Genomic DNA, 15097 nt, shown 5'->3' on the forward strand with positions numbered 1-15097 from the left:
TTAAGGTGTTAAAATTCATAATAAAATTAATCAATTAATTGTAATGTTTTTTAAAATGCATCAAAAATAAGCTCTTAGTTGAATGTTTCCTGTATGAATAGTAGCTCCAATTTCGGCTTTTCGCCCTTGATAGTTTAGATTGACATCTAAAAATTGTGTAATATTTTTTTGTAATAACAATCTCCATACTAAATTCTGGCCTGTCTGTAAGCCTTCCAGCATTTGAAAGCCTACAGATGAAAATTCATTGCCTGTGAATTTATTCTGGTAAAAAGAAAACTCTCCATTTAATGTTATTTTTTTCTCTCCAGCATAAGAGAATGAGGTTCCCAAACGGGTTTGTTTTAAGGTTTCTTCATCGCCAATTTGATTGTCTTTGTTCTGAATTTCATAAAAGAAATCTAAGCTTGTACTCTTAGAAAATAAGTAGCTGATTTTCGGAGCTAATTGATAGCCAGTAAGCTTATAGTTTTTTTCGGGAAAACTTTCAGAAATAAGGTCGGTTTGGATGGTTTTGGTGAAAAAGCTTAACAACCAACTCTTATCATATAAATGAGAATATTGCAATTGATGTGAACTGTTTGTGGCTTGTTGCGAACCTATTGTAAGTAAGTTTCTGCTTTTGTTTTGTAAATAGGTATAAGTTGTTGAATGGTTTTGTTTGCCTCGATTATAAAACAAACTGTTTCTAAAACTAGAATTTAAGCCCAATACATTTTCATCAGAGGAATTAAAAGGGTTAAGTTCAAAACGATCACCGTTACTTTTTACTTTGCGATCTAATATAAATGAAGTTTGATTATAAAAATAAGAGATTACTTTTTTTATACCAGTTTCATTTATCCATTGGTTTGGATTTAAGGTTACTGATTGAGAGAATTTATTCTGATTTGTTTTTATATAAACCCGATTAGGTAAAAAGATTCGAATGTACTTTGCCTGATCAATAAATGCAGCAATTTCAAACTCTTGTAGTTCCTGAATTCCATTGTTATTGTAATCGTTCCAAGTATATACTCCTTGCCCCGCGGGCACTTCGATGTATGTATAATCTTGTTGAGGCATCGTTCCTGAGCTGGTTTCGTATGCTGTAGTAGTTTGGATAAACTGATTAAAAAAGCGATCGTTATATAGAATTCTTGAATTTAAAGAAGGCTCTCTCTTTTTAGTAGCGTCTTCAAAATTTAATACCCTATAACTTGCATATAGAGACAAATCACTTTTGGTAGTTTGTATCAATTTTGATTTCAAGTAGTATGTTTGAGAATTGTTTACATGTTGTAATAATCCGTTTTGTAAACTATCATTGCTTCGTCGTAAAAAACCTAATTCTACAAAAACCTTAGTACTATCGCCTCGGCCTATAAATAAACCATATTCATTAAATCGTTGGCTTAAAGCCGAAAATTGATTGGTATCTTTGTTTTTTTCCTGATTATCTTCGAGTTGTAATGTACCACCAATCCAGTTTTTATTAAAATGGTAACGAGCTTGGGTTTGGTTTCTTAAAAATTTAGAGGTCGATATATTACTGTTGCTATTGAGTAAGCTACCTTGATTCTGAATGGACCAATTTTTCAATCTAAAGAGTCCACTAATAGATTGACGGCTTCCGGAATAGTTTTCGGTAAATTCTAAATTTTCAAATTGATAGGTAACTAATCCTATATCTGATGATTTTTTTTGAGGAAAAAGATCGAAGTTTAATCCAGAAATCAGTAAGCTCTGGTTGCCAAATCGTGTTGCGGGAAGATTCCAATCCCGATCAAACTCTATATTATAAAGGCGTTCAACCGATTTAAAATTTTCCTGAATAAATTGATAGTTTATAAATGCATCCAGATTCCAGCTTTTGGTAAACAAACGTTGCTTTGCGTTTATTTTGGTAGCGATTCCTTTATTGTCGCTATCTTGTGCATTCGAAAATAAGTTTGCATCATTGTTACTAACCCCAATTTCAAAATCAAAATTTGTTTTTTCAGTTGGATTGTATTTGCCTAAAAAGGTAGCTACTTGTATTTTTATAGGAGCAACAAGTTTAATAACTGGAGCATAATTACCTTGCGGGATCCCATTTACTGGTGGCACATATTCATAAATACGATCTATAGTATTTACATTCTTAAGGATATAATTAGCAGATTGTGAACCAATTAAGTTAAACTTTACACTGTATAATTCATCTTTCGGATCGTTAGAGAATTCGTAAACTTCCTCTCCATTTGCTATTATTTTTTTATAAAGTATTTTATTGTCAGAATAGGTATCTGCATATGCTGAGGGAGCAATCATAGCATTTGTATCATCTCCTGCGTTACTTAATATTGCAACCTGTTCCTTGGTCAAATTTTGTTGTAACGGTTGATTTTTTAAATCATTTTCTGAATATAGATATCCTCCAAAGCTCCACTTTTTATTTTCATGAGTAACACCAGCGTACGTTACAAATCGGGTATAGTTTTGATTTGAATATTGGTATTCAATACTTATTCGCATTTCAGAAGTAATGGTAAAAAGTGAAGTAAAAGTAATTTCACCAGCATTATAATCGATAGTATAATCTTTATTTTCTCCGCGTTTTAATAAAATACCATTTACATATACTCTTTCAGAACCCGAAATCACTAATATATATAATTCCCCATTTTGGCCTGTTAATTTATAAGGGCCTTGGTTACCTTCTTGCCCAGTGAGAGTGCTTTTAGCGTATTGACCTCTAACTAATGCCGCTGAAGCAAAAACATTTGTTTTACTGTCAGCATCACCAAAATTAAAATTTACAGCAAGTCCTTGAACTTTTTTATCAAAATTAAGGAATTGTGTTTTTTTATTCTCAAGAAAAATATCTCCAGCTCGTAATGCCCAATTGTTACTAAAGAGTTCTATAAAAATATTATCAAATTGATCTAGTTTTTGAGAATAGCCCCCATCTTGTAGCGGAATATTATTGTCTTGTAATGAAGCACGAATACTTACATTGTCTGATATTTTTCCTGTAATCTGAAGGTCTAAATTAGAGTTTAATACTGTGTTTTGATTATTGCCAATAGTTATTCCACGAGTGATACTTCCCGAAGTAGTTAATCCATCAAAAGGCGTAACCGTTTTTGTGTTTTTAGGTTGGATTTGGTATAATGATTCGGAGGTTGCTCCATTACTTACAATTCTATTAGAGTCATAAATTTTATACTCTTTGGTTAATATGTCAGGAAAATTTAAATACTCAACTATTAGAGAATCAGTGGTTGAAGTTAATTTTTCAGTTAAAAGTAATGTTCCTTTTTGAAAGTTTATTTTGTATAAAGTGCTATCGATAAGTGTTTTGTTGCTGTCGAAAAGTTTAAAAAAACTAGAGTTAATACTGTAATTTTCTAAATGAATTGTATCTCGAGAAAAACCAATTTTTTTGATTTTATAGTGCGAGTTTATCTCCTGGGCATGAAGTCCAGAACAAAAGATAATTACAATCCAAAATAGTAATTTTTTAATCATAAATACTTTAACTCCAAAACCTCAAAAGTAGTATTTATAATTGTGAAATTTAAGTAAGGTTTTTATCAATGAATTAAAGAATGTTATAAAGATGTGTTTTTTAGATTTTTGATCACAACTAAAGAATATAAATTATTTTTTTTTCGAATAATTGAGGATCTGCAAGTTTGTTTTTTGGGGTAGTTTAGTGGTTATTATTAGATCTGTGTGATACAAATCTAGAAATAGTTTTAAAATAATTTTATGGCGGAATTGTTTTTTTCTATTCTAAACACGTGTAATAGTAAAATATTTCTTATATTTTTACAAACTAAAAGTGAGATCATGAATATATTTGTAGGTAATAAGCTTAAGAAATTGCGTAAAAGTGAGGATTTGTCGCAAGAACAAGTAGCGAATTCTTTACGTGTGTCGCAATCTACTTATGCACGTATAGAAAGGGGAGAGAGTAGTTCATGGGCTAGCCATATTAATACAATATGTGAGGTTTTCAAGATAAGTCCAGAAGATTTAATTAAGGAAGAGGATAAAGAAGAAAGCAACAATTTAAATGGAACTTTGATCATTAACCAATTGTCAGATAAAGTGATAGAACAATACGAAGCGCGAATAAAAGAGTTGAAAAAAGTAATAAAAGATTTAAAAAGAAAGCGAGATTTATAATGATAAACAAGGTTTCACTAAATATGAAACCTTGAAAAGGGCATAAAAAGAAATTAAGTTATCTAGAATTAGAATGTCTGTTTATCTCATATTTAATTTTATTTGAAGGTGGGAATTTAAAACAAGATAATATCCCAACATGTATAAAAAGGGCCGATATAAATCCGTACAATAAGGTAATGTACATTTTTATGTCTGCGCGATGTTCATATATAGTGTTCCAACTAAATTCTTTATCACTAAAAAAGCGTGACCAAAAAAACATTGCAGTTGTTATAAAAATAAAACAAACAAACTGAGATATCCCTATTTTGCGTATTTTTTGAAAAATATTCATTTATTCTAGTATAAAAGTTAATGAAACATTTTTGGATGCTTCTAATATATATTTATGTGTAGTTTGTATTGAATTGATTGTGTTATTTGTTTTTTTTGCTCCGATTACTATAATAAACAATACCTGTTGTTATTAGAACTAGAACCGGTGTAATTAAACTAGACAAGGTTTTAACTACAAGTATACTGTACAATAAAAAGAAAGTACTTAGGATAGCAATTAGTATAAAAATAAAATTTTTATTCATGACATTTTTTATATTAATATGGTTTTGTGAAAAACTTAATTGAAATAGATATGATAATAAAAAAGCTAATTTTTTATTATCATATCTATATTAACGATTATTAAGCTTTTTTTAGAAATCAAATAATAAATTAAATTTGACCACGACATTCACTCATCCCAATTGCTCCAGATAAGCCCCCTAGCGCAGCTACAGTAATAGCTCCAACTCCTGCAGTGCCTATTGTTAATAACCCAATTCCAATTAGGCCCAACGCCATATTACCAATGGACATCATACAACTATGAGTGATTTTTCCTCCATTCAAATCTTCCATTTGATTTAATTCTAATTTTTTCATAATATGATAATTTAATGGTTAGTAATAGTTTATTTATAAGACAAATTTATATGTAACTTTAAAGAAGTGTTATGCTAAAATCGGTTACTTCTAGTCTGTTTTTGAATGATTTTAAAATGTTTATTTTTTTTTGTGTTATTTAGAATATAAAATTCATCAATAAGGAAACTTGGGTTTGTCTTTAAAAATTTTCATTTTTTGTCATCTTTTCGAAATTTCATTCCATGTCTTAAAAATAAGAGAAAAACTATTGCTAATACAATTGCTAAATAAAGTTTAGGGTCAGATTTATGATCGATTATTTTTTGAAAAGAGATAGAGTCTCCATCAAAGAAAAGAACGCAGAACATTATAACGACTGTGATAGGACTAAAGACGTAGTTGTAGATAAAAACAGATTTTTTTATATTATTAAATTTCATAGTTTATATAATGAAAGTTGTTTACAAGTTTTCCCAATAAGTACTATAAAAATTTTTAGTTCCCATTAGCTCTAAATGATTTCCTGATATAGATACTGTTTTATCTTCTAAAATATAAATAGTATCAGCTATATTTTTTAGTATGTTTAAACGATGTGAGATAAAAAAAACAGCACATTCTTTTTTAATTTTTTGCAAGAGATCTATAGTAAATTGTTCTGTGTTTCGGTCCATTGCAGCAGTAGCCTCATCAAGAATTAACAATTGAGGCTTTTTGTATAATGCTCTAGCCAAAGCTATAATCTGTTTTTGACCTCCAGACAAATTGATACCTTCTTCACCAAGAATAGTTGTTATACCTTGAGGTAATTGGCTAAAATAGAAATCAAAACCATATTGTTCTATAAACTTCATGAAGCCTTCTGGCGTTTCTTCTTTACCGAGTAAAATGTTATCAATAACGTTTCCGTTAAAAATGGTAATTTCTTGAGGGATTACTGCCAATAAATCCCTATAGTATTTAATACTAATTTCTTTAAGTGGGTATTTATTGTTTAGTATGATATTTCCGTTTTCAAAATTATAAAAGCGCTGTAGTATTTGACCTAAAGTACTTTTTCCGCTTCCACTTTCTCCAACAATAGCAATAAACTCGCCTTTTTTCATTTCTATGTTTACATCATGAAAAAGTTCACTTCTTCCTGCAAAGCGAAAAGAAAGATTTTGGATTGAAATTTTTTCAATTGAAAAAACTTCCAAACCTTCTTCATTTTCTTTTTCTATCGATGCAAATTCGTACATTCTATTAAAAGCAATCTTAGCCTCATTTATTGGGATTGATATTAATGCTAGATTAGCGATAGAGGGTAACAAAGAACTTATGATACCTAAAATAGCCATTAATTCACCAATTTTTATTTCTTTATTAAAAACCTGTATAGAATTGTAAATCAAAATACTAATTGAAAAGACAACACTAGCTAAGCCAGATTGCCATGATAAAGAGATATTTATTTTTCCCAGATTGAATTTTTTTTCTTGAAAATTAGCAAAAATCTGTTCATTTAGTTTATTAAAGACAGGTTGTTTATTGTCGTTTTTTATAGTTGAAATTCCTTGAATGCTATTGATATAATTGCTTTCGTTTAGGGCATAGCTTTGCATGACATCTTTCTGGGAATCTATTATTTTTTTATTGTTTCGATAAATTATAAAAAAATAAATTGGTAAACTTAGCAAGGAAATCAAACCCAATTTCCAAGAATAACTAAACAAAAATAGTAATGAAATGATAGCTACTAAAACATCTATGACTAAAGTACTTGTGAGCATTTTTATTACATTTTGTACACGCTGTGTATCGTTTAATCTTGCCACAAGTTCCCCTATTTTTCGAGTATCAAAAAAGGGTTTTGGTAATTGTAATAGAGAGGAGAAAAATGAATTGTTTATTCGATTATTAAAATCTTTAGACTGTTGCAATAAAAAGTACTCTTGTAGAACAGTTATTACAACTCTGGCTAAGAGCAAGATAAGTAATAAAGAAATTCCTGAGATTAACTTTTTGATATTATGTGAAGGTAAAATATCATCTATTAATTTTTGAGAAAATAAAGCCATAGACATTCCTAAACCAGCAATAAATACACCTAATAAAACAGATATCCAAATAAGTTTATAATCTTCCTTTAGTAGATTTAAAAACCATTTTATCTGAGCGTTTTTTTCTGCTTTTTCGGTTGTAAAATTCTCGTTTGGTTCTAGCGTTAAACAAGTTTTTGAAATCCAAATTTTCTCTAATTCTTCTGTAGGTAAATTATAAATTCCTTTTGCAGGATCTCCAATCAAGAAGCCCTTGTTTTCATTATATTCATAACAAACTACATAATGTTGTAGTTTGTTTTCGATTAAAACATGCAAAATTACAGGCTGTTTGTGGTCAATAAGAGCTTGGATATCTGCTTCACAGCCTTCGACATTAAATCCTAATTTATTGGCGGCTTGGTATAAGCCCAGTATCGTAGTACCTTGTTTGTTTGTGCCACTTATTTCTCGAAGTTTTTCGATAGACTGGTTTCCGTTATATAATTTTATTATTGACAATAAACAGGCTACACCACAATCGGATTGGTCTAATTGTGAGGTGTGCGTTTGTTGTATGTGTTTTAAATTCATTATAATTTTAATTGGCATTCATTTTTTGGATCAAAGTTTCGATTTTTATTTGTCCTTTTATTTTAGTTATTAAGTTTTGTTCCTTATCATAAAGTATTAAATAAGGTAATGTATTTATGTCAAAAGTAGAAGCGAAAGTAACTTTGTCATCACATAGAAAATGAATGTTGTTATACGTATTTAGTTGATATTCCTGAGCAAATTTTTTTATGCTTTCGTTTTTTTCAAATGAGACAAAAATTAATTGAAAATCATTTAAATACTTCATGTTTTCTTTAATCATTTTAGCTTCTTCATTGCAAAATTCGCATTCTGTATTAAAATAAATAAAAATAGTTGCAGTTCCTTTTTTTAGATTTTTTTTGGTAAAAAGTCCTCCATTTATATCTTGATATAAAAATTCAGGAATGCTTTTTATGTTTTGAGCAATTTCTTTTTTTTGATTTATTTTAGATACTATTTTGTGACCTAAAAAAAGTAAAATACCCATAAATGCTATAAGAAGAGTAATTTTTAGATATTTTTTCATTTTTGTAGTTCTTTATTTTGAATCAATGAGATAATAATTAAAATTATGGTAACGGTACCTAGAAAAGTCTGAGTAATGTATATTATAAAAGAAATATCGAACAACATGCGAAATAAGCATGATAGAGCATATAACAAGAAATATTTTTCTGGTTTTAGATATTTTAAGAATAATTAAGTGTAAAAAACATTACTGTTGTTACCCATAATAATAAAGCAGGTACATAACTATAAGCTACAATTTTAAGTCCTTTGTCCATATTCGTATCAGTTTCTTTGCCAATGAAATAAGCAAGAATAAGCCAGTATGCCAACTCAAATAAATTAAGAGTTTGAAAAGGATAAATAAACCAAGTTTCTAATCCCCTATATCCAACTATATTTAGTGCTGACAATGGGTAGAAATATTGAATATCTTCTAAATCGTAGTTGGTTTGAAAAAAATAAAACCAAATAATTTTAGTTGTGGCTACCAATAAAAATATAAACTCAGCTTTAATTACAATGTTCCATAAAGAGTTATACCCTACTTCTTTTTGAATGAAAAAATAAGTACCCACATACAATACTGTTGCAATTATACTTGTTTTGATTACAATGTATATTGGAAAAAAAACATAAGAAATCCACTTCCATTTATTCTGAAGTTCGAAAAAATGATTCAATTGTTGAGTGGTAAGTTTTTCTGCTATTGTATTGTAAAGTAATTTATCAATGTCTAAAGCTATTTTTGTAATTTCAGAAATTAGAATTAATAGAATAGAAAATAATATACATTTTACAAGAGGACTCTTCATTGTTATTATAAATTTTAAAATAGCTAAAATGCTTCTAGTATGTAACAGAATATTAGAATTCTGGATGTTTTATCGCCAGAAGTCTCATCGGTAATTAATTATCAGATAAATAGATCTTAATATAATTAATTAAATAAGTATGAGGCTATGTTTTTTTGTCTTCTTCTTTAGATGATTTTTTGAATTCTTTTATCCCATTTCCAATTCCTTTCATTAATTCAGGGATTTTTTTTCCGCCAAACAATAAAGTTATTGCAAAGATTATAAGTATTATTTCTGTAGTTCCTAATCTTCCCATAGGTTTTGTTTTAATAAAAGCGACCTTAAACAAAATTTGTTAAAAGGCTGCTTTTAAATTAATTACTTATTAGTCCTTTTTTTATTAAATCGATATCCTAACTCAATTATTACAACTAGAAGAGATAAAATTAATACTGAATTATTCATAATATTTTTTATGAACCAAAATAAGATTAGCTTCCTAATAAAGGAATAATTATTTTATTGTAGTAATGATAATAGGATTTCTTAAAAAGTTTCGATTTACTTCTTTTTGTTTTTTCTCAAATGGTATTGGTGACTAACTCCAATAATTATTATTAGTATTACAATAAATTTATAACCGTTATCCATAATGCTTTTAAATTTTTAAAAGAACTACTGAATGAAATATAACATTCAGTAGTCTAATACTAGATTGTTACTTATTTTTTATTTTAATGCTTTTAACTAATATAAAAAACAAGCGGCGGTTACTAAACCTCCAACTAAGGGATTCATTCCTGCGCCAATTCCTGCAGCAAGACCTGACATTGCACAAGAATATTGTTTTGCAGTTAAGCCCCTTCTAATTTCTCCATTTGATTTAATTCTAATTTTTTCATGATATGATAATTTAATGGTTAGTAATAATATATTGTATAAACAAATATATGTCTGAAGTTTAGATAAATGTTATGCGTTAATTAACTATTTTAAACCTGATTTTGATTAAATGTAATTTATTTCTTATGTTTGTTGTTTTAAATTGTTAAATAATGGATGCAACTGTAGGAAATAAGTTAAAAATTTTACGTAAAAGTAAGGGTATGTCGTAAGATCAAGTAGCAGATTATTTGCACTTATCGCAATCGGCTTATTCTAGGATGGAGAGAGGCGAGAGCAGTTCTCGGGCAAGTGATACTAATATAATATGTGAGCTCTTCAAGATAACCCCTGAAGAATTGGTGACAAATGATATACGACAAGATAAAGGAACTACTAATGATTTAAATGAAACACTTATTATAAATCAATTGTCAGATAAAGTGATAGAACAATATGAAGCGCGAATTAAAGAGTTGAAAAAAACAATTAAAGATTTAAAAACAAAACGGAAACCATAAAACAAAGGCTTCACTTTTTAAGTGAAGCCTTTGTTATTTATTGTGAATTATGTAATTAACTTTTTTAAAGAAAATTAATCGATGTCTTTTGTTACTACTTGCATGGTTTCACGACTTACCTGCTTTAGTAAAACTACTTTGTTTTCTTCAACAGTTTCAGCAACTTTATCATCAAAATGACGAATAGTATATAGGGTAACTTCTCACTGAAATCAACTTTGAATTTTTTCGAAAGGATAGCATTCAAATCATTGAAATTTTCAAATATTGAGAGGTAAGTTTTCTGCTATTGAGTTGTAAAATAATTTATCAACGTAATGTTACTTTTGTGAACTCCCCAATTAGAACTAAAGTAATTGAAAGAATAAGAAAATTATAAAAAACGTTTAGGTATATTTATAAAATTGAGAATAAAGGATACAAAAAATTAATAAGTATAATAAAAAGGAACCTCATTTAGATACTGTTTATGAAAGGGAGTTATTTCTCATCTACTTTAATTTTGATTTTTTGTTAGCCTTAAAAAAGTATTTTTACCTAGGGTTTGCCAATAAACGATTATTATTAATGGAATCTGTAAACCAAAAGCTAAATGAATATTAATTATATCTGCAATACGCAAAATACCACCTAAGAAAAATGAACAAAATATTAAAAGAAATAATCCATTTTGTATTTGACTAGTAATTCTTATTGCTTTTAGGTTATCTTCTGGTAGTATTTTTATAATATTAGAACTACACCAGCCAACTTTAACCTTAATTTCAAGTTCTTTTCCAATCTTAATTTCAATTTGTTTTTCTAACTCTTTGGGCTCAATATAATCATAAAAAACATCGTCAACGTATATTTTCAGTGCTCTAAAGTTTATCATATAATTGTTTTCTCTAATCAGGGATATTTTTTCATAATTTATATGTTTAACAAAGTCAAAGTATTTGGTTTAACAAATATTTTGACTCAAAATGTATTTAATTTAGCATGCTAACGAAACTCCATAAGCGACAGCTGCAAGCCCTAATGCAAACCCAGCTCCAGCTCCAGTCCACCAAGAAGCAGCTCCAAAAATTATAGACACACCACCTAATCCATCAGCGATTGATTTACAACTAGCATCAGCATGTTTTAATCCACCTTCTAGTTTCTCCATTTGATTTAATTCTAATTTTTTCATAATATGATAATTTAATGGTTAGTAATAATATATTGTATAAACAAATATATGTCTGAATCTTAGATAAATCTTATGCGTTAATTGACTATTTCAAACCTATTTCAAATTAAATATAGTTTATTTCTTATGTTTGTTATTGCAAAAAGTTAAATTATGAATGTAATTATAGGAAATAAGCTTAAAAAGTTGCGTAAAAGTAAGGATATGTCGCAAGAGCAAGTAGCAGATTATTTGCACTTATCCCAATCGGCTTATGCTAGGATTGAGAGAGGAGAGAGTAGTTCTTGGGCAAGTTATGCTAATAAAATATGTGAGCTTTTCAAGATAACCCCTGAAGAATTGGTGACAAATGATATACGACAAGATGAAGAAACTACTAATGATTTAAATGAAACGCTTATTATAAATCAATTGTCGGATAAAGTCGTAGAACAATATGAAGCGCGAATTAAAGAGTTGAAAAAAACAATTAAAGATTTAAAAAGAAAACGGAAACCATAAAATAAAGGCTTCACTTAAAAAAGAGAAGCCTTTATTATTTATTGTGGAATTATGTAATTAACTTTTTTAAAGAAAATTAATCGATGTCTTTTGTTACTACTTGCATGGTTTCACGACTCACCTGTTTTAGTAAAACTACTTTGTTTTCTTCAACAGTTTCTGCTGCTTTATCATCAAAATGACGAATAGTATATAGGGTAACATTCTCACTGAAATCAACTTTGAATTTTTTCGAAAGGATAGCATTCAAATCATTGAAATTTTCAAATTTATCTTCTACACAAACAGAAAAACTAATCGCTGAGTTTTGAATTAAATTCACTTTTATTTTAAACTCATGGAATAAGGCAAAAATTTCACTGATATTTTCTTCCATAATAAAAGAAAAATCTATTGATGAAAGAGAAATTAGAAGTTGGTTTCTCTTTACAATGAAGCAAGGTAAGTAAGGTTCTAAATCAACACCCTTAGAAACGCTTGTTCCTTTTAATAATGGGTTGATAAAAGATTTTACATATAGTGGAATTTCTTTTTTTTGTAAAGGCTGTAATGTTTTTGGATGAATAACCGTTGCTCCGTAAAATGCCAATTCGATAGCCTCACGATATGAAATTTGATTAAGTAAACTTGCATTTTCAAAATAACGAGGGTCAGCATTCATCACTCCAGGAACGTCTTTCCAGATGGTAACACTTTCGGCATTTAAGCAATAAGCAAAAATTGCGGCAGTGTAGTCAGAACCTTCACGGCCCAAAGTTGTAGTGAAGTTGTTTTCATCGGCACCTAAGAAACCTTGAGTTATGTTCAGTATATTTCGCTTTACATTTTTACCAATATTTTTTTGAGTTAATTCCCAATCTACTTCAGCATCTCTGTAAGTTGCGTTAGTTTTTATGAAGTTACGTACATCAATCCATTGGGTCTGAACGCCCATGAAATTCATGAAATGACTTAAAATAGTAGTCGAAATTAACTCCCCAAAACTTACAATTTGATCATAGACAAAGTTATAATTAGGAGATTTATTATGGGCAAGAAAATATTCTAATTCTGAAAAGAACGCATTTACAGCAGTAAAAACTTCATGCTTTTCATTTTCGAATAAATCCAGCAATATTTGGTTGTGGTATTTTTTTACTTCTTGAACAGATGCATTTAACTCGCTTGATTTCTCAAAATAATTCTTTATTACAACTTCTAGAGCGTTTGTGGTTTTTCCCATAGCCGAAACCACAAGCAATACATCTTCGTAACCTACTTTTTGCAAAACGTCATATACGTTTTTAATTCCTTCAGCATCTTTCACTGAGGCACCACCAAATTTGAATACTCTCATTATTTATTATTATATATTGTGTCTTAAATTTTTATTTTTTTTCTAAAAAAGTATCGATTCCAGTTTCATCCATTTGAACAACACGCCATTCTTCGAAGACTTTGGCTCCAGAGTTTTCATAGAATTTAACTGCAGGAGTATTCCAATCTAGTACATTCCATTCGACTCTTCTTACTTTGTCTTTTTTTGCCTGCTCCATTATTTTGGAATATAATGCCATTCCTAAACCAGATCCACGCATTTTGTCTTTAACAATTAAATCTTCTAAATGTATTGTTTTGCCTTTCCAGGTTGAAAATCGGTAATAGTATAAGGCAATTCCAACTATTTCGGCATCGACCTCGGCTACAAATACATGAAAAAGAGGATTTTCTCCAAAACCATCACGAACTAAATCGCTCTCTGTAACCAAAACTGCATCTGGTTCATTTTCGAATATGGCTAGTTCCTGAATTAAGCCTAAAACAGCTTTCATGTCATCAGGGTTTCCTTTTCTAATATTCATAAATTCTTATTATTAATGTATTTATATCTAAAATAATGGTTTTTTCGAACTTGATTGTTGCTTTTGATTAACAAATATACAATACGGACAAACTAACTAAATAATTTTTAAATCAATTTCACAAAAAAGGCGATATTTGTGACTTCAAAAAAAAAAATCTACAACGATATAGTATAATGGAAGAACGCAATAAAACACTAGGAGAGTTTATTATTGAGAACCAAAAAGCATTTCAGTATTCGTCGGGAGAGCTTTCCCGAATTATCAACTCTATACGATTGGCGGCCAAAGTCGTTAATTATAAAGTAAACAAAGCTGGTTTAGTTGACATCGTTGGCGCAGCTGGAGAGCAAAACATACAAGGAGAAGATCAGCAAAAATTGGATGTGTATGCAAATGAAGTTTTTATTCAAACTTTAATCAATCGTGAGATTGTTTGCGGAATTGCTTCAGAAGAGAATGATGATTTTATTACTGTTCAGGGGAGTGATAACAGTCATAATAATAAATATGTGGTTTTGATGGATCCGCTTGATGGATCTTCTAATATTGATGTAAATGTTTCTGTGGGAACTATTTTTTCAGTTTACAGAAGAATTACACCAATAGGGACACCAGTTACACTTGAAGATTTTTTGCAACCAGGAGTTAATCAAGTTGCAGCAGGGTATGTAATTTACGGAACTTCAACAATGTTGGTTTACACAACTGGACATGGAGTAAATGGATTTACGTTAAATCCTGCAATTGGAACATTCTATTTGTCACATCCAAATATGAAATATTCAAAAGATGGAAAAATTTACTCTGTTAATGAAGGGAACTACGTTCATTTTCCACAAGGAGTAAAAGATTATATTAAGTATTGTCAACATGAAGAAGACGACAGGCCTTATACTTCGAGATATATCGGAAGTTTAGTTTCTGATTTTCATCGAAACATGATTAAAGGAGGAATTTATTTGTACCCAACAAGTAGCAAAGCGCCAAAAGGAAAGCTTCGTTTATTGTACGAATGTAATCCGATGGCATTTATAGCAGAGCAAGCAGGAGGGAAAGCATCTGATGGTTTTAATAGAATTATGGAGGTTAATCCGACTGAATTACACCAACGTGTTCCATTCTTTTGTGGAAGCTACAATATGGTCGAAAAAGCAGAAGAGTTTATGCTTAAAGCAGCTAAGTAATAAAAACA

At 29.3% G+C, this 15097-nt stretch carries 14 protein-coding genes and 1 pseudogene; 4 read left to right on the forward strand and 11 right to left on the reverse strand.

The genetic code is table 11. The features are described 5' to 3' along the window. Positions 1 to 60: 60 nt before the first annotated feature. Entirely contained in the window at positions 61 to 3492 is a 3432-nt protein-coding gene (locus EAG11_RS19695) for a hypothetical protein (RefSeq protein WP_129540680.1), read from the reverse strand. A 324-nt stretch (positions 3493 to 3816) separates the two neighbouring features. Between EAG11_RS19695 and EAG11_RS19700 the strand changes: the two genes are divergently transcribed. Continuing rightward, positions 3817 to 4155: a helix-turn-helix transcriptional regulator gene (locus tag EAG11_RS19700; RefSeq protein WP_129540681.1), complete on the forward strand. Its 339-nt coding sequence runs from the start codon at positions 3817 to 3819 to the stop codon at positions 4153 to 4155. A gap of 714 nt (positions 4156 to 4869) precedes the next feature. Here the strand turns inward: EAG11_RS19700 and EAG11_RS19705 are convergent. The 5 genes from EAG11_RS19705 to EAG11_RS19725 all read right to left on the reverse strand — a co-directional run bounded on the left by EAG11_RS19705 (position 4870) and on the right by EAG11_RS19725 (position 9299). Then, positions 4870 to 5055, reverse strand: a complete 186-nt coding sequence (locus tag EAG11_RS19705) for a hypothetical protein (RefSeq protein ID WP_129540682.1) — start codon at positions 5053 to 5055, stop codon at positions 4870 to 4872. A 467-nt stretch (positions 5056 to 5522) separates the two neighbouring features. Further along, a complete protein-coding gene (locus tag EAG11_RS19710) occupies positions 5523 to 7676 on the reverse strand; it encodes a peptidase domain-containing ABC transporter (RefSeq protein WP_129540683.1) in 2154 nt (717 codons plus the stop codon). A 7-nt stretch (positions 7677 to 7683) separates the two neighbouring features. After that, a complete protein-coding gene (locus EAG11_RS19715) occupies positions 7684 to 8205 on the reverse strand; it encodes a redoxin domain-containing protein (RefSeq protein WP_129540684.1) in 522 nt (173 codons plus the stop codon). Between the two features lie 163 nt (positions 8206 to 8368). After that, positions 8369 to 9001 carry a hypothetical protein gene (locus EAG11_RS19720; RefSeq protein WP_129540685.1) on the reverse strand — a complete coding sequence of 211 codons (633 nt, stop codon included), beginning with the start codon at positions 8999 to 9001 and terminating at the stop codon, positions 8369 to 8371. Between the two features lie 145 nt (positions 9002 to 9146). After that, a complete protein-coding gene (locus tag EAG11_RS19725) occupies positions 9147 to 9299 on the reverse strand; it encodes a twin-arginine translocase TatA/TatE family subunit (RefSeq protein ID WP_129540686.1) in 153 nt (50 codons plus the stop codon). A gap of 847 nt (positions 9300 to 10146) precedes the next feature. Here EAG11_RS19725 and EAG11_RS19730 point away from each other — a divergent pair. Continuing rightward, positions 10147 to 10386, forward strand: a complete 240-nt coding sequence (locus tag EAG11_RS19730; protein ID WP_242499207.1) for a hypothetical protein — start codon at positions 10147 to 10149, stop codon at positions 10384 to 10386. Between the two features lie 74 nt (positions 10387 to 10460). Here the strand turns inward: EAG11_RS19730 and EAG11_RS22950 are convergent. From EAG11_RS22950 to EAG11_RS19745, 3 genes and pseudogenes are all read right to left on the reverse strand, one after another. Continuing rightward, a pseudogene (locus EAG11_RS22950) lies at positions 10461 to 10651 on the reverse strand (aspartate kinase); the annotation flags it as partial. Between the two features lie 231 nt (positions 10652 to 10882). Further along, the gene (locus EAG11_RS19740; protein ID WP_129540688.1) at positions 10883 to 11260 is read right to left on the reverse strand and encodes a hypothetical protein; all 378 of its coding nucleotides are present in this window, start codon (positions 11258 to 11260) and stop codon (positions 10883 to 10885) included. Positions 11261 to 11362: 102 nt separating this feature from the next. Then, positions 11363 to 11560: a hypothetical protein gene (locus tag EAG11_RS19745; RefSeq protein WP_129540689.1), complete on the reverse strand. Its 198-nt coding sequence runs from the start codon at positions 11558 to 11560 to the stop codon at positions 11363 to 11365. Between the two features lie 153 nt (positions 11561 to 11713). On the opposite strand from EAG11_RS19745, the gene EAG11_RS19750 reads away from it, so the two are divergent. Continuing rightward, positions 11714 to 12061, forward strand: coding sequence for a helix-turn-helix transcriptional regulator (locus EAG11_RS19750; protein WP_129540690.1), 348 nt, complete (start codon positions 11714 to 11716; stop codon positions 12059 to 12061). A 76-nt stretch (positions 12062 to 12137) separates the two neighbouring features. On the opposite strand, the gene EAG11_RS19755 is transcribed toward EAG11_RS19750, so the two are convergent. Then, complete coding sequence (locus tag EAG11_RS19755; RefSeq protein ID WP_129540691.1) at positions 12138 to 13397, reverse strand: aspartate kinase; 1260 nt, start codon at positions 13395 to 13397, stop codon at positions 12138 to 12140. A gap of 31 nt (positions 13398 to 13428) precedes the next feature. Next, a complete protein-coding gene (locus EAG11_RS19760) occupies positions 13429 to 13902 on the reverse strand; it encodes a GNAT family N-acetyltransferase (RefSeq protein WP_129540692.1) in 474 nt (157 codons plus the stop codon). 176 nt (positions 13903 to 14078) lie between these two features. Here EAG11_RS19760 and fbp point away from each other — a divergent pair, with 176 nt between their 5' ends. Then, a complete protein-coding gene (gene fbp, locus EAG11_RS19765) occupies positions 14079 to 15089 on the forward strand; it encodes a class 1 fructose-bisphosphatase (RefSeq protein ID WP_129540693.1) in 1011 nt (336 codons plus the stop codon). The last annotated feature ends 8 nt before the right edge of the window (positions 15090 to 15097 follow it).

Source organism: Flavobacterium sp. 140616W15, from assembly GCF_003668995.1.
Taxonomy (GTDB): Bacteria; Bacteroidota; Bacteroidia; order Flavobacteriales; family Flavobacteriaceae; genus Flavobacterium.